The sequence below is a fragment of the Pseudomonas sp. ASL3 genome, assembly GCF_056680425.1.
This window is the reverse complement of sequence record NZ_CM155281.1, coordinates 2,785,730-2,808,260: the sequence shown is the minus strand read 5'-3', so window position 1 is coordinate 2,808,260 and position 22,531 is coordinate 2,785,730. Positions and strand designations below refer to the sequence as shown.

21 protein-coding genes are annotated in these 22,531 nt (G+C 60.4%); 8 read left to right on the top strand and 13 right to left on the bottom strand.

Annotated features, from left to right (window positions below):
• Positions 1-32 precede the first annotated feature (32 nt).
• Both AC1MEE_RS12900 and AC1MEE_RS12895 read right to left on the bottom strand, forming a co-directional pair.
• The gene (locus tag AC1MEE_RS12900) at positions 33-1,049 is read right to left on the bottom strand and encodes an SMP-30/gluconolactonase/LRE family protein (RefSeq protein ID WP_480415712.1); all 1,017 of its coding nucleotides are present in this window, start codon (positions 1,047-1,049) and stop codon (positions 33-35) included.
• Positions 1,050-1,074: 25 nt separating this feature from the next.
• A complete protein-coding gene (locus AC1MEE_RS12895) occupies positions 1,075-2,202 on the bottom strand; it encodes an FAD-dependent oxidoreductase (RefSeq protein ID WP_480415711.1) in 1,128 nt (375 codons plus the stop codon).
• Between the two features lie 326 nt (positions 2,203-2,528).
• Here AC1MEE_RS12895 and AC1MEE_RS12890 point away from each other — a divergent pair, with 326 nt between their 5' ends.
• On the top strand, positions 2,529-3,446 hold the full coding sequence (locus AC1MEE_RS12890; RefSeq protein ID WP_480415710.1) for a LysR family transcriptional regulator: 918 nt from the start codon (positions 2,529-2,531) through the stop codon (positions 3,444-3,446).
• On the opposite strand, the gene AC1MEE_RS12885 is transcribed toward AC1MEE_RS12890, so the two are convergent.
• A complete protein-coding gene (locus AC1MEE_RS12885; RefSeq protein ID WP_480415709.1) occupies positions 3,437-3,880 on the bottom strand; it encodes a winged helix-turn-helix transcriptional regulator in 444 nt (147 codons plus the stop codon). The genes AC1MEE_RS12890 and AC1MEE_RS12885 overlap by 10 nt on opposite strands.
• 160 nt (positions 3,881-4,040) lie before the next feature.
• Here AC1MEE_RS12885 and AC1MEE_RS12880 point away from each other — a divergent pair, with 160 nt between their 5' ends.
• Positions 4,041-5,633, top strand: coding sequence for a phytoene desaturase family protein (locus AC1MEE_RS12880; RefSeq protein ID WP_480415708.1), 1,593 nt, complete (start codon positions 4,041-4,043; stop codon positions 5,631-5,633).
• A 2-nt stretch (positions 5,634-5,635) separates the two neighbouring features.
• On the top strand, positions 5,636-5,881 hold the full coding sequence (locus AC1MEE_RS12875; protein WP_480415707.1) for a hypothetical protein: 246 nt from the start codon (positions 5,636-5,638) through the stop codon (positions 5,879-5,881).
• 477 nt (positions 5,882-6,358) lie between these two features.
• On the opposite strand, the gene AC1MEE_RS12870 is transcribed toward AC1MEE_RS12875, so the two are convergent.
• From AC1MEE_RS12870 to AC1MEE_RS12850, 5 genes are all read right to left on the bottom strand, one after another.
• Entirely contained in the window at positions 6,359-7,900 is a 1,542-nt protein-coding gene (locus tag AC1MEE_RS12870) for a DHA2 family efflux MFS transporter permease subunit (RefSeq protein WP_480415706.1), read from the bottom strand.
• Positions 7,893-9,107 carry an HlyD family secretion protein gene (locus AC1MEE_RS12865; RefSeq protein WP_480415705.1) on the bottom strand — a complete coding sequence of 405 codons (1,215 nt, stop codon included), beginning with the start codon at positions 9,105-9,107 and terminating at the stop codon, positions 7,893-7,895. The genes AC1MEE_RS12870 and AC1MEE_RS12865 overlap by 8 nt, the downstream gene beginning before the upstream one ends.
• Positions 9,100-9,564 carry a MarR family winged helix-turn-helix transcriptional regulator gene (locus tag AC1MEE_RS12860; RefSeq protein WP_480415704.1) on the bottom strand — a complete coding sequence of 155 codons (465 nt, stop codon included), beginning with the start codon at positions 9,562-9,564 and terminating at the stop codon, positions 9,100-9,102. The genes AC1MEE_RS12865 and AC1MEE_RS12860 overlap by 8 nt, the downstream gene beginning before the upstream one ends.
• A 178-nt stretch (positions 9,565-9,742) precedes the next feature.
• Complete coding sequence (locus tag AC1MEE_RS12855) at positions 9,743-10,942, bottom strand: DUF1501 domain-containing protein (RefSeq protein ID WP_480415703.1); 1,200 nt, start codon at positions 10,940-10,942, stop codon at positions 9,743-9,745.
• Between the two features lie 74 nt (positions 10,943-11,016).
• Complete coding sequence (locus AC1MEE_RS12850; protein ID WP_480415702.1) at positions 11,017-12,555, bottom strand: DUF1800 domain-containing protein; 1,539 nt, start codon at positions 12,553-12,555, stop codon at positions 11,017-11,019.
• Positions 12,556-12,785: 230 nt separating this feature from the next.
• Here AC1MEE_RS12850 and AC1MEE_RS12845 point away from each other — a divergent pair, with 230 nt between their 5' ends.
• Entirely contained in the window at positions 12,786-13,133 is a 348-nt protein-coding gene (locus tag AC1MEE_RS12845; protein ID WP_480415701.1) for a YXWGXW repeat-containing protein, read from the top strand.
• A 20-nt stretch (positions 13,134-13,153) separates the two neighbouring features.
• Here AC1MEE_RS12845 and AC1MEE_RS12840 read toward each other — a convergent pair whose 3' ends face one another.
• Positions 13,154-14,059 (bottom strand): LysR substrate-binding domain-containing protein, encoded by a 906-nt coding sequence (locus AC1MEE_RS12840; protein WP_480415700.1) that lies wholly within the window; start codon positions 14,057-14,059, stop codon positions 13,154-13,156.
• A gap of 155 nt (positions 14,060-14,214) precedes the next feature.
• On the opposite strand from AC1MEE_RS12840, the gene AC1MEE_RS12835 reads away from it, so the two are divergent.
• From AC1MEE_RS12835 to AC1MEE_RS12820, 4 genes are all read left to right on the top strand, one after another.
• Positions 14,215-15,960: an amidohydrolase gene (locus AC1MEE_RS12835; RefSeq protein ID WP_480415699.1), complete on the top strand. Its 1,746-nt coding sequence runs from the start codon at positions 14,215-14,217 to the stop codon at positions 15,958-15,960.
• Positions 15,960-16,907, top strand: a complete 948-nt coding sequence (locus AC1MEE_RS12830; protein ID WP_480415698.1) for a CobW family GTP-binding protein — start codon at positions 15,960-15,962, stop codon at positions 16,905-16,907. Before AC1MEE_RS12835 ends, AC1MEE_RS12830 begins: the two co-directional genes overlap by 1 nt.
• Before the next feature lie 5 nt (positions 16,908-16,912).
• Positions 16,913-17,695, top strand: a complete 783-nt coding sequence (locus AC1MEE_RS12825) for a class II aldolase/adducin family protein (protein ID WP_480415697.1) — start codon at positions 16,913-16,915, stop codon at positions 17,693-17,695.
• Between the two features lie 692 nt (positions 17,696-18,387).
• Complete coding sequence (locus AC1MEE_RS12820; protein WP_480415696.1) at positions 18,388-19,347, top strand: alpha/beta fold hydrolase; 960 nt, start codon at positions 18,388-18,390, stop codon at positions 19,345-19,347.
• A gap of 58 nt (positions 19,348-19,405) precedes the next feature.
• Here the strand turns inward: AC1MEE_RS12820 and AC1MEE_RS12815 are convergent, their stop codons facing one another.
• From AC1MEE_RS12815 to AC1MEE_RS12800, 4 genes are all read right to left on the bottom strand, one after another.
• Positions 19,406-19,897, bottom strand: coding sequence for a MarR family winged helix-turn-helix transcriptional regulator (locus tag AC1MEE_RS12815; RefSeq protein ID WP_480415695.1), 492 nt, complete (start codon positions 19,895-19,897; stop codon positions 19,406-19,408).
• Between the two features lie 194 nt (positions 19,898-20,091).
• Positions 20,092-20,709: an RraA family protein gene (locus tag AC1MEE_RS12810; RefSeq protein WP_480415694.1), complete on the bottom strand. Its 618-nt coding sequence runs from the start codon at positions 20,707-20,709 to the stop codon at positions 20,092-20,094.
• Positions 20,706-21,101 carry a RidA family protein gene (locus AC1MEE_RS12805; protein ID WP_480415693.1) on the bottom strand — a complete coding sequence of 132 codons (396 nt, stop codon included), beginning with the start codon at positions 21,099-21,101 and terminating at the stop codon, positions 20,706-20,708. The genes AC1MEE_RS12810 and AC1MEE_RS12805 overlap by 4 nt, the downstream gene beginning before the upstream one ends.
• A gap of 58 nt (positions 21,102-21,159) precedes the next feature.
• The gene (locus AC1MEE_RS12800; protein ID WP_480415692.1) at positions 21,160-22,485 is read right to left on the bottom strand and encodes an OprD family porin; all 1,326 of its coding nucleotides are present in this window, start codon (positions 22,483-22,485) and stop codon (positions 21,160-21,162) included.
• Between the last annotated feature and the right edge of the window lie 46 nt (positions 22,486-22,531).

Sequence of the window (22,531 nt, the reverse complement as noted above, 5' to 3'; positions counted from 1 at the left end):
TCAGTGACTGATTGCCGATAGGCTGTGCTGGGTCAGGCCCAGTGGATCAATGGCTGGCCGGCCACGGGGGCACGAAAGAACGGAATCCGGGTGCCTTGCAGGCTGCCCAGGTAGACGGTGCGCAGGTCCGGGCCACCGAAGGTCAGGCTGGCCATCCAGGGGGCGAGGGTGCCGTGGGCGGCTTGCATGATCTGTGGGGTCAGGGTCTTGTCGGCGTAGTGTCGGTTGAGCAGGGCGGTGGCCTCGGGGTTGCCGTCGTCGAGCAAGGTCAGCACTTCGCCGTCGGGCGTCAGGGCGATCAGCTTGTCGCTCATCACCAGGGTTACCCAGAGGTTGCCGAAGCTGTCGAAGGCGAAACCGTCCGGGAAGCCTTCGAGTTCGCTCGGGCCGAACACTTCACGCTCGCCCAGCGAGCCATCGGCCCGCAGGCGCAGACGGGAGATCCGGCGCACGTTGCTCTCGACGACGTAGAGCCATTCTTCGTTGTCATCGAAGCGGATTTCGTTGGTGCCGCCAAAACCCTCTGCAACGATGCGAATGCCTTTTTCATCGATGACGCCGATATAACCATCGAGCACACCGGAGTTGATCGAGTCGGTCCAGGGCTGCATCGTGGTGGTTACGGTGAACCAGATCCGGCCCTTGGAATCGCGCAACGGGAAGTTGGTCTTGCCCAATGGTTTGCCGTCCAGTTCGCTGTAAAGCACCTGGATTTCGCCGCTGCGATTCAACCGTTCGATACGGTCCAGGCCCCAGTTGCAGATGATGAAGTCGCCCTCGGCGGTCAGCGCGAGACCGTTGGGCAGCGAGGTACCCTGGGACTGCACGTAACGCGCTTCGAAAGACACGTCGTCAGCCGCCTGCTGACGCGGAGCCAGCAGGGTTTGCTCGCCGTTGGTGGCGATGTGCATCACCCCGCCACGGGCATCGGCAGCCCACAGCGAGCCGTCCGGTTGGGCGATGATGCACTCGGGGCGCTGCAGGTCGTGGCCGATGAAGCCGATGCTGTCGCGGTCAACCTGCCAGCCTTTCAGAGGATTAATGGTCATTGGAGGCTCCTTGAATGGGCGTGCGTTAAATAGGCTGCGCAGTGATTTCGATCATCTTGGCGATCAGCCCGGCGAAGTCGGCTTCCGGCACCGGCCGTTGCTCCCACTCACCGATCTGCACCGAGCCTTGGTTGATGAACTTGCAGCGCTCGTAGCGGCGTTGCATGAAGCGGTCGAGTACCTGTTGCAGCGACAGTTCGGCAGCGCACAGCTCGCCCAGTACCACCGCATCCTCGACCGCCTGTGCTGCGCCCTGGCCCATGTGCGGGGTCGTGGCATGCGCGGCGTCGCCGATCAGCAACACCCGGCCGCGATACCAGGGCGCCGGCATCAACAGGGCTTCGAGCGGGCGATAAACGACTTTTGTCGGATCGGTAATCTGCGCGCTCAACTCTGGAATCAAGCCGCCGTAACCTTCGAGGCGTTTGCGAAATTCGGTTGCCAGGGTCTGAGGATCAAAAAACGGGTTGCCCGGTTCTTCGAATACCGAAAGGACGTACAGGCTGTCTTCGGTCAGCGGGGTGTAGCCGGCCTTGCCGCCGGGCTTGCCTTCGAACATGTGCGAGTGAAACAGGTCTGGCGGCCGTGGCAGGTTGTAGCGCCAGACGCCCTGGCCGGTGAATTGTGGCTTGTACTGTTCGCCGAATACCGTCGAGCGGACCTGGGAGTAGACGCCGTCGGCACCGACCAGCAGGTCGTATTCGGCCTCGCTGCCATCGGTGAAACGCACCAGCACCTTGTCCTCGGTCTGTGCGATATCGCTGAAGGTCAGGCCCAGGCGTAGACGGGCTCCACTGGCTTCTACCGCATCGTGCAGGACCTTGTGTAGGGCCGGGCGGGTCAGGCCGAGGTTGGTCGGGTAGTGCTCACCGGCCAGATGTGCGCCGCTGAGTTCGGCCTTGATCTCGCCCTGCTGATTGCAGATGCGCAGGCCCTTGTAGGGAAAGCCGGCGGCGACCGCGCTGTCAGCGATGCCCAATGCCGCCATGGCCCGGATGCAGTTGGCCTGGACGACGATGCCGACGTGATAGACCTTGGCGACCGGGTTGATTTCGACAATGTCGACGTCGATACCGGATTTGCGCAGTGCGATGGCGGTGGAGAGCCCTCCGATGCCTCCGCCGACGACCAGCACTTTTGCGATATCGCTCATGAATAGTCCTCTTTTACTTATTTTTATGGGTTGTCACGCTTGTCTCGAAGGCGGGGGGCTCCGGCGACAGGTGAACATGGAGCCACCTTAAGCAGCGTCCAGATATTCGGGAAATTGTTTGTTCGGATGTCAGGCATAACGCGTATGGATAGCTCGTTGCGTACCTGGCAACGTCAGATCGCGCCTGCTATTTGCGTTTCAACTTCAGCGTTGGCCGTGTATAAATTTGCCAAATGGGCGGCGAGCATCGGAATCTGGATGCGCAATCCGTCCCCTCAAAAACAATAAAGGCGCCGATGGATAGCATCAGGCGTCGGAGAATATCCATGCGTTTCCATGGTCTGGACTTGAACCTGCTGGTGGTGCTGGATGTCTTGTTGGCCGAGCAGAACATCACCCGCGCCGGGGAGCGCCTGCACCTGAGTCAGCCGGCCACTAGCGCAGCGCTGTCGAGGCTGCGCAGCTATTTCGAAGATGATCTGCTGGTGCAGATAGGTCGCAAGATGGTGCGTACGCCGGTCGGCGAAACCCTGGCCCAACCGGTCAGGGATCTGTTGATCCAGATGCGCTCGACCCTGCAGAACCGGGCCCAGTTTCAGCCGGAGCTGTCCAGCCGAAAGTTCACCCTGATGGCTTCGGACTATGTCGGCATGGTGCTGTTGCCGGAGGTCAGTCGGGAGATGAATCGGATCGCACCGCAGTGCTCGATCGAACAGTTTTCACCGACCGACGAAGCCGCGCTGGAGATCGAACGGGGTCACGTCGATTTTCTCCTGCTGCCGGACAACCACATCCTGAGCGGACACCCTTCGACCCCGTTGTTCGAGGACGAGTACGTCTGCGTGATGTGCCAGGAAAACCCCCTGAGCGCTGCGTCGTTGTCGTTTGATAATTACAAATCGATGGGCCATGTGCTGGTGCGCTGGGGTAGCGAACACCGCACGCCAACGGTCGATGACTGGTTCCTGCGCAGCTTCGGATTCGAGCGACGGGTGGAAGTCACCACCAATGCATTCAACAGCGTTCCGGCCTTTCTGATTGGCACTCAGCGGATCGCCACCATGCACCACCGCCTGGCCGAGCGCTGGGTCAATTACCTGCCGTTGAAGATACAGCCAGTGCCCTGGGACGCGCCGAAGCTGACCATTGCGATGCAGTGGAACAAGTATCAGCAGCATGATCCTGGGCTGGCCTGGCTGCGCAATTTGATCATCGAAACCGCCACCGGCATGGCTCAGGCCTGATCGTAGACGGCACGCGCTTGAATGATTGCCGGCGCTTGCACTTCCAGCCAGCCGAGGAAGTCCTCCAGGCGCTCGACCAGTGCCAGACCCAATGGCGTGAGGCTGTATTCAACCTGGGGCGGGATGGTCGCGATGACCTCCCGATTGATCATGCCGTCACGTTCGAAGCCGCGCAGTTTCAAGGTCAGAATCCGCTGTGAGAGCGAGCCGTCGGCCATTGCATTGACCTCACGCTGCAGCTCGGTGAAGCGCAGGGTTCCGTTGCGCAGTACCAGCAACAGCAACGGACTCCAGCGATCACCCAGGCGTGCCAGCGATTCACGGATCGGCCCGTGAGGGTCATTGCCTCCGCGCAGTACCCGTAACCTCAACTGATCCAGCGCCTGCCGTTGGTCGACGTCGATAATGCGCGCCGGCCCTCCACCCTTATGCATGTCTATCTCCGCTGTCGGCGCACCACAGGCACGCACATTCAGGTAACCGGCCCACAAATATGTGCCGTCTTCCGCCCTAGAACATCCCCCTCCTAGAATCGACGCCAGCAGCAGCGGCATTCACCGTCTGCGCGCCCAATAAGAACAACAGATCGGGAAAATGACTCTCATGACACAGTACGATGTCGTCGCCATCGGTGGCGGACACAATGGTTTGGTCGCGGCAGCCTACCTGGCCAAGGCCGGCAAGAAAGTCCTGGTACTCGAACGCAAGGAGTACATCGGTGGAGGGGTCACTACCCGCCAGCTTAACACTCCGGGCTTCTGGCATGACGAGCACTCCAGTGTGCACATCATGATTCAGGGCAACCCGATGATCACCCAGGACGAACTGGGCCTGTTCAGCAAATTCGGGCTGAAATACAACTACTCCGACATTCCCCATGCCTCGCTGTTCGACGACGGCAGTTCGATCATCACCTACCGCGATCTGGACAAGGCCTGCGAGTCGATCGCCAAAATCTCCCCCCGGGACGCCGAAACCTATCGCAAGCTGGCGACCAAAGCCGCCGATTTGCTACCGATGTTTCTCTCCGGCTTCTATTCGCCGCCGCTGCCGATGGGCGCGATGGTCGCGATGCTCGACCAGAGCCAGGAAGGCCGAGAGCTGTTCGATGCGATGCAGCGCAGCACCCTGGAAATCATCGACCGGTTGTTTGTTCACGACAAGGTCAAGATCCACCTGCTACGGGTGATCGCCGAGAACCTGCAGATGCCTGACGAATTGGGCACCGGTATGGGCGTTTACGTGTTTGTCGGAATCATGCACACCTATGGCGTGTCGCAGCCGGTCGGCGGCAGCGGCAAGCTGTCGGAGTCGCTGGCGCGTTGCATCGAGCATTACGGTGGTGAGATTCGCTGCAGCAGTGAAGTGCGCAAAGTGCTGGTTTCGAACGGTCGCGCCAATGGCGTCGAGCTGTACGACGGCGAGCGCATCATGGCTCGCGATGCGGTGATCGGTGCGCTGCATCCGCACGTGCTCAGACGCTTCGTCGACGGTCTGGACGAGGGCGTTGCCGCGCGTGCTGAACGTGCCACCCTGGCGCCGTTCAGCCTGTTCGTCAGCCACTATGACTTGCATCGCCAGGCCGAATTCTACGCCGGCCCCGACGTTGGCCGGGCAACCATGTTGACCATGCTCAGTACCGACAAGCTCAGCGACATGCTGGATGACTTCGATGAACTGCGACGCGGCCGCGTGTCACGCCGGCGTCTGGTGGCCGGTGGTGATGAAAGCATCAACGACCCGACCCGCGTGCCGGCCGGCAAGGGCATGTTCCACGGCATGACGTTCGCCCCCTACAACCTTGCCGAAGGCGGCGCTGCCCGCTGGGACGAATACAAGGAAGAGTTCGGTGACCTGAGCCTGACGGCCTACCGCAAGTTCGTGAAAAACCTCACGTCCGACAACATCATCGCCCGTTCCCTGTGTTCCCCACTGGACCTGGAGCGCAGTTCGCCGAACTCCATGGTCAAAGGCGACGTACATGGTGTCGCGCCGTACTTCTATCAGAACTTCGCTCACCGTCCGACCCCGGACCTCGGCCGTCTGACCGTTCCCGGCCTGGACAACCTGTACCTGGTGGGTCCGTTCATGCACCCGGGCGGTGGTGTATTCGGCGCCGGCCGCGCCACAGCGATCAAAATGTTCGATGACATGAACATCGACTTCGAACGAACCACGAGGAATTGAACATGAAAGTCTTTGGTGGCGACAACAGTGAGTTGATGACCGTCAGCGCCATACAGCGCAGTGGCGACGAGTTGATCCTCAAAGGAAAGATTTTCGGCGCAATGCCGATGATCGCCAAAGTTCGCCCGGAAGAGGCACGCGCAGCACTGCGAATGCTGGACTTCAAGACGGTATTATTTTTGCTGAGTCTGCTATTTCGACCTGCCGTGGGGAAAGCAGGCGCAAAGCGATCAGGAAATACCCGTTGATGGGCCAAGATGAGTGAGGCTTTATGTGCCGGTTTATCACAAGTGACCGGCACCGTTGCGTGGGGTGTGTCATCAATAACACCCTACGCGAGCGATTGGCTTCACCGCAGCGCGTTAAGGTATCGCTGGATGACCTATAGCCTTGAATTTGACCAAGGTGCACTGAAGGAATGGCACAGCTGGGAGCTGCACTCAACTCCCTAAAAAGATGTAACTGATTGAAATATAAGGGTGGATTTTCTACAGTCTGTAGGAGCTGACTTGTCTGCGAAGACCATGCGATGCGGTCTGTCTGGCGCACCGCAGTGAGGCTTTCGCAGACAAGACTACGCGTCCCGGTCTCTCCTACGCCCTTCGGGCAGAAGCGGGACCGAGTTTGCTGCGCGACAGCGCGGCGTCGAAGACGGGGCGGGGCCTCCTATCAAACAAGCAGTAACCCATTGCGGGTGGCGATGAGTTCGACAATCTCAAGCAGCACTATTCCATGACCGGTACTGACTCGCTGTGCGGTTGAGGCGCCGGGGCTTTGATGATGAACAGCAGCGGCATGACGCTGAGCGAAAGCACCATCAGCAGCTTGAAGTCATCCATGTAGGCGACCCAGCTGGCTTGAACGTTGATCATGGCATCGAGTGCCGCACGGCCCGCAGCGGTTAAAGGATTCAAATAGCTGGTCACCGCCCAGTCGTTGAAGGCCCGGTTGAACGGCGTGACGTAGGCGCCGATCTCCGCATGGTTGACCTGAATGTTCTGTGCGAGCAGCACGGTCACGATGGAGATTCCGACGCTGGAACCCACGTTGCGCGACAGGCTGTAAAGGCCGGTGCCTTCGGCCCGCAGGGACACCGGCAAGGTGGCGAAGGCGACAGTGGTCAGCGGCACGAACATCAGGCCCAGGCTCGCGCCCTGAATGAAGCCGACATAGACGATGGTTGGCATGGACACGTCCGGGGTCCAGCCGGTCATCAGCCACATCGACAGTGCCGACAGGGACAACCCGTAAAACAGCAGCCAGCGGGTGTCGACTTTACCGATCAGCCGACCGGCGAGAAACATGGTGCCCATGGTGCCCAGACCGCGTGGCCCCATGACCATGCCGGCGGTCAGCACCGGGTAACCCATCAGATTCTGCAGATACGGGGTCATCAGCGCCAGTGAGGCAAGGTAGGTGATGCCGATGATGAAAATGAACACCACGCTGACCGAGAAGTTGCGGTCCTTGAACAGTTTGGGGCTGATGAAAGGTTTGTCCGCAGTGAAGGTGTGGACCAGAAAGATGTAAGTCGCGGCAAACGCGACGACCGCCTCGATGAGGATTTCACCGGAAGAGAACCAACCCAGTTGTTCGCCGCGATCCAGAAACAGTTGAATCGCCATGATCGCCACGCTCAGCGAACCAAACCCTAGCCAATCCAGTCGCGCCGCTTTGTCGGTGGGGGTCTCTGTCACATAGCGGATGATCCCTGCCAGGGCCAGCAGGCCAATCGGCAGGTTGATGAAAAACACCCAGCGCCAGCTCAGGTTCGCAGTCAGCCAGCCGCCCAGCATCGGGCCCAGCACCGGGCCGACCATGACCGAGACACCGAACAGCGCCATGGCGGAGCCGCGTTCCTCCAGCGTGTAGATGTCCAGCAGAATGCCTTGGGACAGCGGCACCAGAGCGGCGCCGGCCAGCCCTTGCAGCAGCCGGAACAGAATGATTTCGCCGAGCGATTGCGCGATGCCGCAGAGAATCGACGACACCACAAAGCCGACGATCGCCCAGAGCAACACCTGCTTGCGGCCGAACCGTCTGGCGAGGAACGCCGAGGGCGGGGTCATGATGGCTGCGGCGACGATATAGGACGTCAGCACCCAGTTGATCTGGTCGGAGCTGGCCGAGACGCTGCCTTGTATATAGGGCAGGGCGACGTTGGCGATGGTGGTGTCCAGCGCCTGCATGATCACCGCGAGTACCACGCAAACGGTAATCATCATGCGATTGGCAGACGGGGCGGTCTGCCTGGCCGTGTCACTCATGTGCGTCTGCCTTGTGGGCGAACAGTCCGGCGAAGACCTCGGGAAGGCCACGAGCATGACCTGTGTCGATATCGGCTTCCACGCTCATGCCGTGACGCAGGGGCGGTTTGCCTGCCGCGTCGTCGATGCGGATACGCAGCGGAATGCGTTGCACCACCTTGACCCAGTTGCCGGTGGTGTTCTGCGCCGGCAACAGCGAGAAGCTCGATCCGGACGCCGGGCTGATGCTTTCAACCGTGCCGTGCCAGGTCACGCCCGGATAGCTGTCCACGCTGATTTTGACCGGCTGGCCAGCCTCCATATGGGTCAGCTCGGTTTCCTTGGGGGAGGCGGCGACCCAGATGTGGTCGGTCGACACCAGACTGAATCCCGATTGCGGCGGTTGCAGGTAGGCGCCTGTTTCCAGCGAGTCAACGTTGGTGACGATGCCATCGAAGGGCGCCTTGACCACGGTATTGGTCAGGTTGCGCCGGGCCTCGTCCACCGCTGCTTGCGCCTGCAGATAAGAGGGTTGTTGCTCGACCGGCGTATCCACATGTCCGCCGAGCTGTGCCAGTACCGCTTGCGCCTGAGCCTTGGCGACGGCGATCTTTTGCTGGGTGCTGTCCAGGTCATGCCGGGCGTCGTCGTAATTGGTTTTGGAGACGGCGGACACGGCGAGGAGCTTTTCCTGGCGCTGGAAGTTGGTCTGGAAATACGGCAAGTCGGCCTGGGCCTGATCGATCTCGGTCAGTGATTGGGTGTAGCTGGCCTTGAGGTTCATGATCTGGTTACGCACGGTGCCCAGTTGCGCCTTGGCACTGGCGAGAGCGATCTGAAAGGGCTCGGGCTTGAGCCTGAACAGCACCTGGCCCTGGGTGACGCGTTGGTTGTCCTTGACCTCGACTGAGGCCACGATGCCCGCCACATCGGTGGACACGCCGACCCGGTCAGCCTGGATGTAGGCGTTGTCGGTGGAAATCACCTGGCCACCCGAAACATAGAGATAGCCGCCCACCAGCAGGGCAATGGGTAGCAGCAGGAACAGCGCGGTGCGGGTGTGCTGGCGACGAGGCCGGGCTGGTGGAAGGCTGGATCGAGTCGATTCGGCCCGATCCGGCTCCTGCAGGCGATGCTCCGCTGGCTGAGGGCTTTCCATCCGCGAAGGTTTCGGCGATTCGGCCCGCTCGGCTGACTCCGGCGGGTTTTTCACGGTGCTATCAACCATGTCGGGCCTCCTCGGATTCGACCGGCAGGCTGCATGCGTCGATCAAATTCACTTTCATGCGCGTCAGCAACTGCAGGAGCTGCGCGCGCTCCGCGTCAGTGAAATCGACCATCGCCTCGTTGCGTGTCAGCTCACCCAGGCCACGCATGATTTCCAGCAATGGAAGTGCTTCGGCAGTCAGGAACAGCAGCGACAGCCGACGATCGGTCGGGTGTTTTCGACGCTCTACGACGCCACGCGCCTCCATCTTGTCGAGCAGACGAACCAGTGTGATCGATTCGATATCCAGCAGGTCCGCCAGACCCTTTTGATGAATGCCTTCATTCTTCGACAGCATCGCCAGAACCTGCCACTGCGAGCGCGTCAGGCCGGAGTTGCGGGCGCGCTGTTCGAAGCGCTTGCGCATCAGTCGCGCCACGTCATGCAGAGCGAAACCGATTGAGGGTTGAGCAGACATACACGCACACCTGAATAAGTAATAAGCATGCTTATGATAATCAGGCTTGTGGCAAGGCTGCTATCTTTATTTTCAGCGATGTTCTGCCTCGAACAAGGACTAACGGAAGTCGTGATACGGCGTAGCGACCCACTCAATGCCGCTAGTCGCCGATGCCGGGAGCGGGCGCGCCACTCGCTCAAACTAACTGCAGCGCATTCGGTCGGGCGCCAGGAAACACGTTCTGAAGTTGTGTGTTGGACAGTCCCCAGGTGCGCCCCATCAATCCGCCAAGCAGGTCGCGGTAGTTATTGAGTACCGGGTAGTCGCGGTTTTGCAGCAAGTTCTGCTGGTTCACCGCCACCTGTTCGCCGACGATGCGTCCGCCGCGAACGTTACCGCCAAGTACCCAGTACACCGTGCCATGACCGTGGTCGGTGCCTTTGTCGCCGTTCTCGCGGAAGGTGCGGCCGAACTCGGAGACCACCACCACGGTGGTGTTATTCCATTCGTTGCCGAGCGCATCGGCATAGGCGGCCAGGCCCTGGCCAAGGTTGCTCAGGTTGTTGGCCAGCGCCCCGGTGGTGCTGCCCTGGTTGACGTGGGTGTCCCACCCGCCGACGTCTACGAAGCCGAGTCGATACTGGTCACGCATCAGGGTCGCGATACGCCGGGTTTCGGCGGCAAAATTCTTCGCCGTTGGCGCACCGCGATTTGCCGGCATCATGTCCTCCTGAAGGTCCTTTGACACCTGCTGGCGCAGTTCAAGGCCACCGGCCGCGGATGCGGCGAGCGACGTGCCTTTGTACATCCCCGCAAGAATCGATGATTGCCGGTCGTCGAACGCGGGCCTGGATACGCCGCGCAGCGAGATATTCGGAATGTCCTTCCCGCCCTGAAAACTGAGCGGCAATGCATCGGTGAAGGCAATCGGCGAGCTACCAGGGACGACGCGGGACAAGCGGGCGAGGAAGCCTGAGTCGTAATGGCTGCGTTGCTGGGTAGGCTGGCCTGATTCGATGTTGTCCTGGGTTTCGAAGTGGCTGCGCGACAGGTCGTCGGTGCCGGCGAACGGGACGAAGGCGATTTGTTTGCGTTGCCACAACGGATAGATCGAATTGCGTAGCACCGGGTTAAGGCCCCAGTGCGCATCGAGCGCAATCGCGCTGCTGGCGTTGTTCGGGTCGGGTCTGGCGATCGCCAACGTCGGGCGCGACTCGTAATAGAAATCGCTGGTATAGGGCACGAGCAGGTTATTGCAGTCGTAACCTCCGCGCAGGAACACCACTAGAAAGCGCGGGGTCGAGGCGGGCGCGGCGAATAATGTGCCGGAAAGCGACAGGATCGGCAGGGCCGCCGCGGCGGCAGCGGTCGCAAAAATAAACTCTCGACGATTCATGGCAGCACCTCATGACAAGTTGGATCGCGATAGAGGTCAGTTCGACGTTGGACATGTTCTTGTGAGCCGCCGCGTCATCGGCTGTTGAAGTCGGGCGAGGCCAGCAGATACGTGTTCCATTCCTGCTGCGAGGCGGCCTGATCCAGGGCACCTCGCGTGGCGGCAGAGAGGTTCGGAGCGATCGCATCGTAGAACAGCCGTGTAGTAATCATCGGAAAGCCGATCCCGATTTTAGGGCTGCCTTCAGGGGTGAACAGTCGGTTGTCGCCCCTGCCGATCACCCGCGCGATCTCAAAACGCTTGGACAGCTGCCCCGAGCTTGACCAGCCGATAGCGTCCAGCGGCCAGCCATCCGGGGTCAGACGACCGAACACCGGCTCACCCATCTGGTTGAGCCAATTGACCATCGGCTTCGCATTGGCAAGGGACTTGCCGTCATAGGCGAGGCGTACCGACGACACGACGAACTGAGTCGGGTCCTTGAACTTGGAGCCGGCGCTCTGCAGAAGTTCTTTGGATTCAAACATCGTACGCATCACTTGGGCGATGTCGCCATCGCTGTGCTGGAAGGTGTTGGTCATCCGCTCCACGAGCGCTTGCGGCGGATTGTCGGCGACAAAATATTTGGCCAGCTGGCGCGAGATAAATTGCGCGCAGGCTTTCTGGCGGGTGATCAAGTCAACGGCCTGGGTGATTTCGTCAAAGCCCGTGCCCTTGATCGGCCGGCCCAGCAAGACCTTGTCGCTAAAATCGTGGCGCCGCGGATTGAACTCGAACAGTCCGTCGCGCACCACCATCGACGCAAGCCGCGGTGGGAACTTTTGCACTCGGCCATCCAGCGGGGCGAGGCCGGCGCCGGTAAGAATCAAGGCCAACTGTTGCACATCCTGCTGTGTGTACCCCGACCCGACACCGAGGGTGTGCAACTCCATCAACTCGCGGGCGTAGTTTTCGTTGACCTTGCCTTGGGCGTTTTGCGCATTGTCCAAATACTCAAGCATCGCCGGGCTTTTGAGCGTCGCCATCACCAGGTCCTTGAACTTGCCCAGCGCATGCGGACGGATCACGTGTTCTTCGTAATCAGCCGCCACCAAGCGCACGCGCCCCTTGCCCAAATACACACTGAAATGGTTGAGCCAGAACCATACCAACTGCTCCTTGAGTTGGTTCGGCCCATAGACGGCACGCAACATGACGATTTCCCGCGCCTGGTCGCCGAGGGCATTGGCTTGCTGCTGCAAGGCCTTCCTGGCGTCGACTTTGGCGTCACCGTCAGGCATTGCGTTGATCTGCTCCTGTTGTTGTTTGAAGGCGAGCATTGACAATTCGGGCGTGGACGCGAGGACCGGGTAGCTATGCAGTAGCGCAGTGATTGCCGGGGGCAGTGGATCGGCGATGCGATCGGCCAGTTGCGCCTCGAGCAGACCTGAGCGACCCATGGACCGAAAGCGCGCCACGCTCGCTGCGTCCAGATCGAAACCGTCCCGGCGCAGCCACGCCATATCGCTGGGGCTTAATGGGGCAGGTGCGGTTGCCATGGCCAGGGAGGGAAGAAGTACCAGCAGGCAAACCGACAGACACAGAGGGCGCAGAACGGCAGTTGGCACTGGCATGAAAGCGGTATCCGAGTGTTGAAAGAGACGTCAAGGACAGTATCCGTAATTTCACTCTTTTCCGTGACCCGAAGCTGACGATCCAGCGTGCATCAGGGATCATGTTGGGCGCATATTCATGCCTCGGCAAGCCGTCCATTGTCAGTTGTAAAGGACCGGTAAAGCCGCTGTAAGTGGGTTGTCGAGTGCGGTAGGTTTACTCCATTACCGAATGGTTTCGAGGAGGCACAATGTTTTTGCGTTACGTGGCGGTGATAGCGGTGGTCGCAGTGACTACCGGGTGTGTGGAAGAGCGAGTGGTCCATGAGCGACGCGTGGTGGTTGAGCGTCCAGTGCAGCAGCGCCAGTACGTCGAAATCGTCGCCCCGCAGCCACCACCGGAACGTTTCGTGGAAGTGGAACCCGCGTTTCGACCTGGTTATGTCTGGGCACGCGGATACTGGCGTTGGGATGGCGCGCGCTATGTCGGCGTCCCTGGCCACTGGGAACCGATACGTCCGGGTTATCGCTTTGTGCATCCCCACTGGGAGCGCAGGGGGGATGGCTGGCACTGGCGTGATGGCGGTTGGGTCCATTGAGTGACTGCGCCCAAAGGCTCTCAGAGCGTGTCCTGCCAGCTGTGATGTGAAGATTGCAGTTGGGTTTTCACCCAGTTGCTGAACGCCTTAACCGCAGGTCGCTCGGCCTTTTGCGGGTCGGCGACCAGGTAGTAGCCGCGGTGCAGGTCGATGGTGATATCGAAAGGGCGCACCAACAAACCCCGGGACAAGGCATCACCGCTGATCAGGGTGTCACCGATGGCGATGCCCTGGCCCGCGATGCAGGCGGCCTGCGCGCAGTGCGCGTCGGAGAACAGGATGCCGGTGCCGGCGTTTACGTTCGAGGCCCCGGCAGCCGTCAGCCAGACCCTCCAGTCCGAGTAGTCGGTCATGTGCAGCAAGGGGAAACCGCTCAGCTCCTGCGGAGTTTTCAAGCCATTGAGAGCGTTGATCAGGCGTGGGCTGCACACCGGGAAAAAGCGCAGCGCGACGATCTGTTCGACGACCAGTTCGGGCCAGTCGCCGATCCCGTAGGCGATGAACAGATCGGCATTGGGATTGTCGGTGTTATCCGATGTGCTCGGGGAAATCAGCTGCAGTTGCACCTGCGGATACTGACGCAGGAAGGCGCCAATGTGGTGACACAGCCAGTAGCTGGCAAAGCCCGGGGCGCAACTGACGCACAGTCGACCGGAGATGTTCTGATCGTCGAGCAGTTGACCGGCTTCCTGCAAATCCAGGAGCAATCTGTGCACTTCGCGGGCATAGCGCTCGCCTTGATAAGTCAAACCTATCCCTCGGCCAATACGCTCGGTCAGGGTAAAACCAACACATTCTTCAAGCTTGCTGATCTGGTGGCTGATGGCGCTGCGGGTGAGGTTCAGTTCACGGGCTGCGTCCGAAACACTGCTTAGGCGGGCCACCGCGTCCAAGGCGCGCAGGGCGGTCATCGACGGAAAACGCATAAAGGGTCTCGGCGAGGTGGTGGGAGGTCAACGCGTGAGAAAAATCGAACAATCAAGTCAAAAAAATTCGATTGTTGTATTGCTTGATTCAACAATACTAACTCAATGCACTCTATCCAAACCCCCCTGTTGTTCTGAGTTCAAAGGTGGCCTACATGGCTGAGTCCGACAACTTTACCTCTACCCATTCTGCCAAAGGGCATTACGCCGACCTGATCCTCTGCAACGGCCGTATCAACACCCAGAACCCGACGGAGCCCTGGGCCGAGACCGTGGCGATCCGCGGCGGCAAACTGATCGGCGTTGGCCGCCTGACCGAACTGCGGTCGCTAAAGGGACCGCATACAGTGCTGCATGACCTGGAAGGTGCGTTCTGCATGCCCGGCCTGCATGACATGCACACTCACCCTGATCTGGCGCTGGCACCGCGCTATAGCGACGACCTTGATGTCGGCATCGAAGATCCGACCCCGGAACAACTGTGCGACAAGATCCTCGCCTACGCCGATGCTCACCCTGGCGACGGCTGGATCTACGGGCAGTACTGGGTGCGTTACACCTTCCGCGAGGCGGGGCTGACACCGGGCCGCGCATGGCTCGACAGCATCATGCCGGATCGCCCGGTGGCGCTGCTCGACCGCATGTGGGGAACCATGATGGTTAACTCCAGGGCACTGGAGCTGGCCGGAATCGATCGCAATACCCCTGATCCGCGCAACGGCTACTTCGAGCGCGACGAACTCAGTGGCGAGCCCACCGGCCTGATGATCGATGGCGCGTACGCGATGATCCACGCCGCCATGCCGCCGACGCCGGTCAGCGTGCTGCGCCGCGCCTACCGCGACGGTGTGCATTTCCAAAGTTCGCGCGGGGTGACGGCCAGCAAGTATGTGCATGTCTGCGAACAGCGCTTGCAAGCATTGAAGGCGCTGGATGACAGCGGCGAGCTGACGGTTCGTATCGAAGCGGCGATCAGTTGGCAGGACGACATCTTCCCGGTGCGCAGACGTTGGGAACTGCTCAGCGGCGAGCGGCATTACTATCGCAGCGCCCGGCTCAGCGCCAATGCCGTGAAGTTCCATTTCGACGGCACCGTCGAGCCGCGTTCGTCCTTCCTGCTCACGCCCTGGCCCCAGGAGTCGAGCTGGCGCGGCAAGCTCAATCTGACCCCCGAGCACATCACCGACATGGTGGTGGACATGGACCGTCAGGGTATCCGGGTGATCGCCCATTGCACCGGCGACGGCGCCTCCGATGTGTTCCTCGATGCAGTGGCTGAGGCCCGTCGACGCAATGGTTTCAGTGGCGTGCGCCACCAGTGTGCGCACAGTACCTTGTTGCATCCGGGCAACTTGCCGCGCTTCAAGGAGTTGCAGGTGATTGCCGAATTTTCTCCGGCGGCCTGGTACCCGACGCCTTTCTCCAGCGGCGCGCGCTCGGGCTACGGCCAGGAGCGCCTGAAGCGCATCTACGACTTCAAGGGTGTGCTGGAGGCGGGCGGCACGGCGGTCATGGGCACCGACTGGCCGGTGGCGTCTATCGACCCGTGGCTGGCGCTGGAAACCATGGTGACCCGGCAGAACCCCTGGAACGACGACCCTGTCTGCTTCGGCGAACCGATCAGCCTGGAGCAGGCATTGAGCGTTGTCACTTGCAATGGTGCGGTGGCCATGGGGCTGGAACAGAGTACCGGCAGCCTCGAGGTGGGCAAATCGGCAGACTTGATCGTCATCGACCGCGATCTGTTCGCCGCGCCGCCGCGCAACTACATCCACCGTACCAAGGTGCTGCTGACCTTCGTCGAAGGGCAACTGGTCTACGATCGCCATTCGACCCTGGCGTCGGCGGGATTGAACGCTGTGTGGCAGGGTGAGCCACCGGTGCTGGAGGGCAAGGCCTGATGGACATGCCGCGGATAGCCGTAACGGTGGTATCGGGTTTTCTCGGTGCCGGCAAAACCACCTTGCTCAACCGCATGGTGCGCCGTGCGGACGGGAGCAGGTTGGCGGTGATCGTCAATGACTTCGGCGAGCTGAACATCGATGCGGCCATCGTCTCCGAAATCACCGATGCGGTGTACAGCCTGCAAAACGGTTGCATCTGTTGCACGGTGCAGGAAGACCTGCTGGCGCAGCTCGCCAGCCTGGCGCAGATGCAGCCCCGCCTTGAGCGCATCGTTATTGAATGCAGCGGTGTGTCCGACCCCCAGCGCATCGTGCAGACCCTGGCCTACCCGCAACTGCGCAATCAGTTGCAGCTGGACATGGTCATCACGGTGGTGGACGCTACACGCCATCTACAACTCGATGGCGAATACGCGCGATTGGCCAGGGCGCAGGTGGCGGCGGCAGACCTGTTATTGCTGAACAAAACCGATCTGGTCAGCCGCGAAGAATTGCAGACGCTGCGCAGCGCCCTGGGCCCCAACGCCCGTGTGCATGTTAGTGTGCAGGCCGAATTGCCCGATGCCCTTTGGCTGGATTCAGACCCGGGCCCGGACCGCGAATCGAGGCCAGCCAAACCGCTGACACCGGTAGCGACCGACGATCACAGTGAGATGTTCAGCCGTTGGCTCTGGCAGGGTGTCGGCAGCCTGAATGTCGAACGCTTGCGGGCATGGTTGGCTGCGCTGCCGGCCGATGTCTTCCGGGTAAAGGGTCTGGTCGTGTTGGACGAAAGCGGCAAGGCCTATTGGTTGCAACACGTCGGCAGTCGCAGTCAGTTCCTGCCGGCCACCGCCGAAGCCAAGGCAGCCGGTATGCGCCTGGTATTCATTGCTCGACGCGGTTTTAGTGGATGGGAGGCGCTTGGCCAGGGCTTGTCTGAATGTCGGATCAACGGGGAGTGATAACAATGAGCGAGATGGAACAATCGATCTGCATGCAATCAGCAGAGCAGCGTTTGCGTCAGGAGTTGGCTGCCTGCTATCGGCTGGTCGCGCACTTTCGCATGAGCGATCTGATTTTCACCCATATCTCGGTGCGTTTGCCTGGGCCCGAGCATCATTTTTTGATCAATCCGTACGGGTTGATGTTCGACGAAATCACCGCCTCGAATCTGGTCAAGATTGGACTCGACGGGCGCGCGGTTGAAGCCTGCGCTTATCCCGTCAATCCGGCGGGCTTTGTGATTCACAGTGCCATCCACGGCGCCCGCGAAGATGCCCAGTGCGTGCTGCACACCCACACCAAGGCCGGTTGCGCAGTGGCGGCGCTGGCGTGCGGGCTGTTGCCGGTCAATCAGATTTCCATGGAGTTCTACGGACGGGTCGCTTACCACGACTATGAAGGCATCGCCCTTGATCTCGGCGAACAACAGCGTCTGGTTCGTGACATGGGCGACAAGTCGGTTCTGATGCTCCGCAATCATGGCCTGCTGACCGTAGGCGAGACCGTAGCCCAGGCGTTCCTGCGCATGTACTACCTGGAAAAGGCCTGCGAAATTCAGTTGGCGGCGCAAGCCTGTGGCGAGCTGGTGTTGCCGCCAGCGTCCGTTTGCGCGCATACCGAGCGTCAGTTTAACGAGCCGGGTCGGCCGTTGGCAGAAGGCGAGTTGAGTGACCCGGACGGGGTGCAGTTGGCTTGGGCGGCAATGCTGCGGCTGCTCGACCGTGTGGCGCCAGGTTACCGGGATTAAACGGGCTCCGTCTCGCATCATGCCAGGCGGCACAGGATAGCCACACAGCATGAATGTTTGCCGCAAAGGGCGAAAAGCTCGGGCCGGAGCTTTTCGCCCTTCGGCCTCTATTTTATGTCATTGCTGGTATTCGCTCCCGCCGCTTCCTGTGCCAGTTTCGGTTGAGGGAGATTTGCTGGCGGGGGTGTGAGTGGAATGGGCTCTCTTTTTACTGTGTTTTTTGTGCTTATGGGATGTGGTAGTGCCCTGTTTGCTCCCGTTTGAGTCCATCCGCTGCGTTGTGGACGCCTTGCCGTTGTCCGTCGGATAGGTCGAGTCTGATGATTGCGCAAGGGCAGCCATTGAAGCGGCCGAGAGGAGGGTGGCAAAAGCGATGGTCGTGACATTTTTCCTGATCATGGTTTGTCTCCGTAATTGAGAGTCGTACATGACTTTGGTGCTGTCACCGTCCGATTAGTGCGCACGGAGGCGACGGACGGCAGCGTGATTTTTTCACTTGAACCGTGTCGTGGGAGCAGGCTTGCCTGCGAAGAGGCCAGCGGCCCAACAAAGACCTGTCGGGCAGTGGAAGTGTCACCGCCCCGTCTTCGACGCCGCGGGATCTCCCACGGGTCAAACATTCGCGGTTTAAATAAGGATATCTGCAGGACGATACCTGCGGCACAGTAAGCCTCCGTCCAGGAGGCTTTTGTATGAGTGCGTTTGATCATCAACTGCTCGAGGTCAATGGCATCACCCTCAGTGTGTACAGTAGCGGTCCGAGCGATGGCTATCCGGTGTGGTTGCTGCATGGGTTTCCCGAGTGCTGGCACTCGTGGCGTCATCAGATCGGCGTATTGGCCGAAGCGGGATACCGGGTCATGGTTCCCGAGATGCGCGGCTATGGTCGCAGCAGTGCCCCGATCGACCCGCGTGCGTACGATGTATTCACTATTTGCGCGGATATACAGGCGGCGATGGATGCGCTTGGGCAGCGCAAGGTATGCATGGTCGGGCATGATTGGGGCGCTCAGGTCGCCTGGCATCTGGCCTTGCTCGAGCCGCAGCGGGTTGAGTCAGTCGTCGGGATGGCCGTGCCTTTCGGTGGACGTGGCAAGAAGCCGGCCATCGAAACCATGCGCCAGCTGCACCCGGACAGCTTCCATTACATTTTGTATTTCCAGCAGCCTGGCATCGCCGAGCGAGAGCTGGATAGCGACATTGCTAAAACGATGCGAATGATGATGCACAACAGTTCGGCGGCGGTGCCCAAGGATTTTTTCCTGCAAGCCAAACCCGCGGGTGCGACGCTGTTCGACGGGATGCAAGATCCCGGCGCACTTCCCGATTGGTGCACTGACGAGGCGTTTGCCGAGTACGTGAAAACCTTCGAGGGCCGGGGGTTTCATGGTGCGCTGAACTGGTACCGCAATTTCGAGCGCAACTGGGAACTGTCCGCATCATTTGCCGGGAAAAACATCGAGCAACCGGCGCTGTTTCTGATCGGCGACAACGATCCGGTGGCGACCCTCGAAGCCTACACCCTCAAGCGCATGCCGGAATGCGTACCGCGATTGGAGCAGCACGTACTGAGTGATTGCGGGCACTGGATTCAGAACGAAAAAGCGGAGGAGGTTAATCGGTATTTGCTGGGGTTTTTGCGGTCTGTTTGATGCGGCCCGTCAGATACACCGCTTACGCGTCCCGCTGCGAATGGTTGTGCCCGTTTTGCTAATCGTTCGAGTTGAGGCGCCTGGCAATGACCTCGGCAAACTGCTCTGACGCGATAAAGTCCAGCGTTTCCCGAAGACGGACCGCTTCCTCAAGACCGTAGGTGTCATCAAAAATGTCGCGCATCCGCTTCCAGATTATCCGGGCCTCTTCATACTTCCTCAATCCGACCTCAGTCAGATGGACTCGCCGACAGCGGCGATCATGCTCATCCACCGTGAGTTCCACAAACCCGTCGCGCACCAGCGGTTTCAGGGTGTGGCCCAGGGCCGATAGATCCATGACCAGTTCTTTGGCGAGGGTGCGCATGGTCGGCCCCTCGCAGTGTACGATCTGCGACAGCAGAGAGTATTGAGTCGCTTTAAGTCCGCAGGGCGCGAATGCGTCATCGTAAATCTGCCCCATGCGCCGCGCCGCTCGCCGGATAGCGCCATTGGAACAGCCGCTACCGGGGATGATGGCAGGGTTGAGTAAAACTGGTTTTTTGGCCATTTGACTCACTGACATAGGGGTATATGCCGTAATTATGCTTGGGCATGCCGAAAGGGCAAGGCTAGCAGGTTGAAGACACTCTCACCCTCATCTCAGGGCTCGGTGCAGCATTGAAGGATCAGCACGATGCCGCAGACGCCGCTCAGTACTCGGAAAATCTTGCACTGGCGCGCTACCGTCAAGGCGCGGCCAGGTTACTGCACACGCAGCACCGAGCCTATCGGTTCCCCGGCTTCCAGGCGCTCAAGCAGGTGGGGCTCGGCCAGGTCGCTGCTCAGGGCCTGATCGATGACTTGGGCGAGGGCCTGGCTGTCAATTATCAGCAAACCGTTGTCATCGCCCAGCACCAGATCCCCCGGTCGGACCTGAACGCCGCCGCACTGGACGGGCACATTCAGGTGGCTCTCGGCGTTGTCATGCAGCTTGGTGGTCAACAAGCTGGTGCCTCGGGCGAATATAGGCAGTCCGGCTTCGCGCAGTTCACAGATATCAGTCACCAGACCGTCAACCACGATGGCCTGGGCGCCTCGCGCCTGTGCCGCGCAGGCGGTGACCGTGCCGACGCAGGCATGGCGTTGGTCACCGTTCATGTCGATCACCAGTACGTCGCCGTCTTCCAGACTGGCCAGGGCGCGGTTGACCGCGATGGCGTTGGCGTCGACCACACTGAGCGTCACGGCGCGGCCCACCACCTTGACGCCGCTGAGCATCGAACGGATGTCGCTGCTGACAAAACCGTCCTCAAGCAAGTGGCCGAGGGTAGCGAAGCTGACCCGACGAAGCTTTTCAAGCAGTTGGGCATGGCTGTTCATGCGTTGTTGCTCCCGGTTGGATCGATGAGTTCTGCCACGCAATCGATTTCCAGCGCCACGCCCCACAGTTCGACACAGACCGTGGTGCGCGCCGGTGGCGCATGCCCAAGCACTTGGGCATAGACCCGGTTGAAAGGCTCCAGTTGAGCCGGATCAGTGAGGTAGCCGTTGACCTTGATCACGTGATTGAAGTCTGAGCCTGCGGCGATCAGGATCGCTTCGAGGTTGCGCAGGGTCTGACGCACCTGTTCTTCGAAGTCCTCGGGTTGTTGGTCAAGTCCGCCCAGTGCGGGGATCTGACCGGCAGTGAAGACCAGATGGCCGCTGACGACCGCCTGAGAGTAAGGGCCGACCGGGCCGATGGTGCCGGGTGCTGCCTTGATTCGTTTCATGTGCGAGCCTCGCTGAGATGTGCGCCCGCCGACCTTGCCGGTGCGGCGGGCCGGTAAGTCAGAACAGTGCCAGGGTGTAGCTGACGATCAGACGGGTCTGGTCCTGATTGGAATCTGCGTTGGAGTTCAGCACGCCGTAGCGCCAACCGAAACCGACGCCCTTGAAGGTGCCGTCCTGAATGACGTAGTCCACGGCCAGGTCGCGCTCCCATTCCCTTTGGTCGCTGCCGGCGGTGGTCTTGATGTCGGCGCCTTTGAGATAGACCATTGAGGCGCGCAGACCGGGAACGCCCGAAGCAGCGAAGTCGTAGGCGTACTGACCGAACCAGGTGCGTTCGCCGGCGCGGTTGAAGCTGGCGAGCATGCGGTCGGTGAACAGATAGAGGCTCGAGCCACTGGCACCTTTGTCTGGCAGCGATCCCTGATTCAACTGGACGAAGTTGCTGTCGTCGGAAACGCTCTGGTAGCCGGCGGTCAACCCGTGGCCGCCGAGGCTGTAGGTGAACATCGCACTCCAGGTGCGGTTGTCGATCTCGCCTGAGCCATTGCGGGTAAAGCCGCCGACCCGGTAGCCCTCGGCACGCCCGCTGGCCGAACCATTGGCGCCATCGGAGCCGGTGTTGAAATAGCGCAAGTCGGTTTTGATCGACTGACCGTCACCCCAGGCAAGCACGTGTTGCAGCCCAAAGAATTGCTGAGTGTAGTAGTCCTCCAGGTTGGCCAGATAGTACTGGGCGGTCAGGTCCTTGGTGACTTTGTAGTCAGCGCCGGCGAAGAGAAACTGGTTGCTCTCCTGGCTTCCACCACTGACGGCCAGGCCCGTTCTATCGCTGGAACCGCGACCTGTGGCGTGTTCAAGGCGGCCGGCGGTGAGGGTGAGTTTGTCGATGTCGTTGCTGGTGATCTGACCGCCTTCGAACGTTTGCGGCAGCAGGCGACCGTCGTTCGCTTGCAGAATGGGCAGCTTGGGCATCAGCGTGCCATAGCGAATCTCGGTCTTGTTCAGACGTGCTTTGGCGGTCAGGCCCAGGCGGCTCCACTGATCCGTGGCGTCATCACCGTCACTGGGAATCATTGAGCTGCCGCGATGGCGGCCGTCGCCGCTGTCCAGGGTCAGGCCCACCAGACCGAGCGCATCCAGCCCGAACCCGAGTGTTCCAGCGGTGAAGCCGGAGGTGTAATTGAGCATGAACCCTTGGGCCCATTCCTCGGTCTTGCTTTGTCCGGCGCTACCGGGTTGGTTACGGTAATCGTTCTTGAAATAGAAGTTGCGCAATCCCAGAGTGGCTTTGCTGTCATCGATGAAATCAGCTGAAGCCCCCTGGCTCAGGGTCAAAAGACAAGCGCCGGTGCTCAGGCCAATCAGGTGCAGGGATTTTTTCATGTCGTGTCAGTCCAGACGAATTATTCGGTGCGTGAATGGCAGCGGG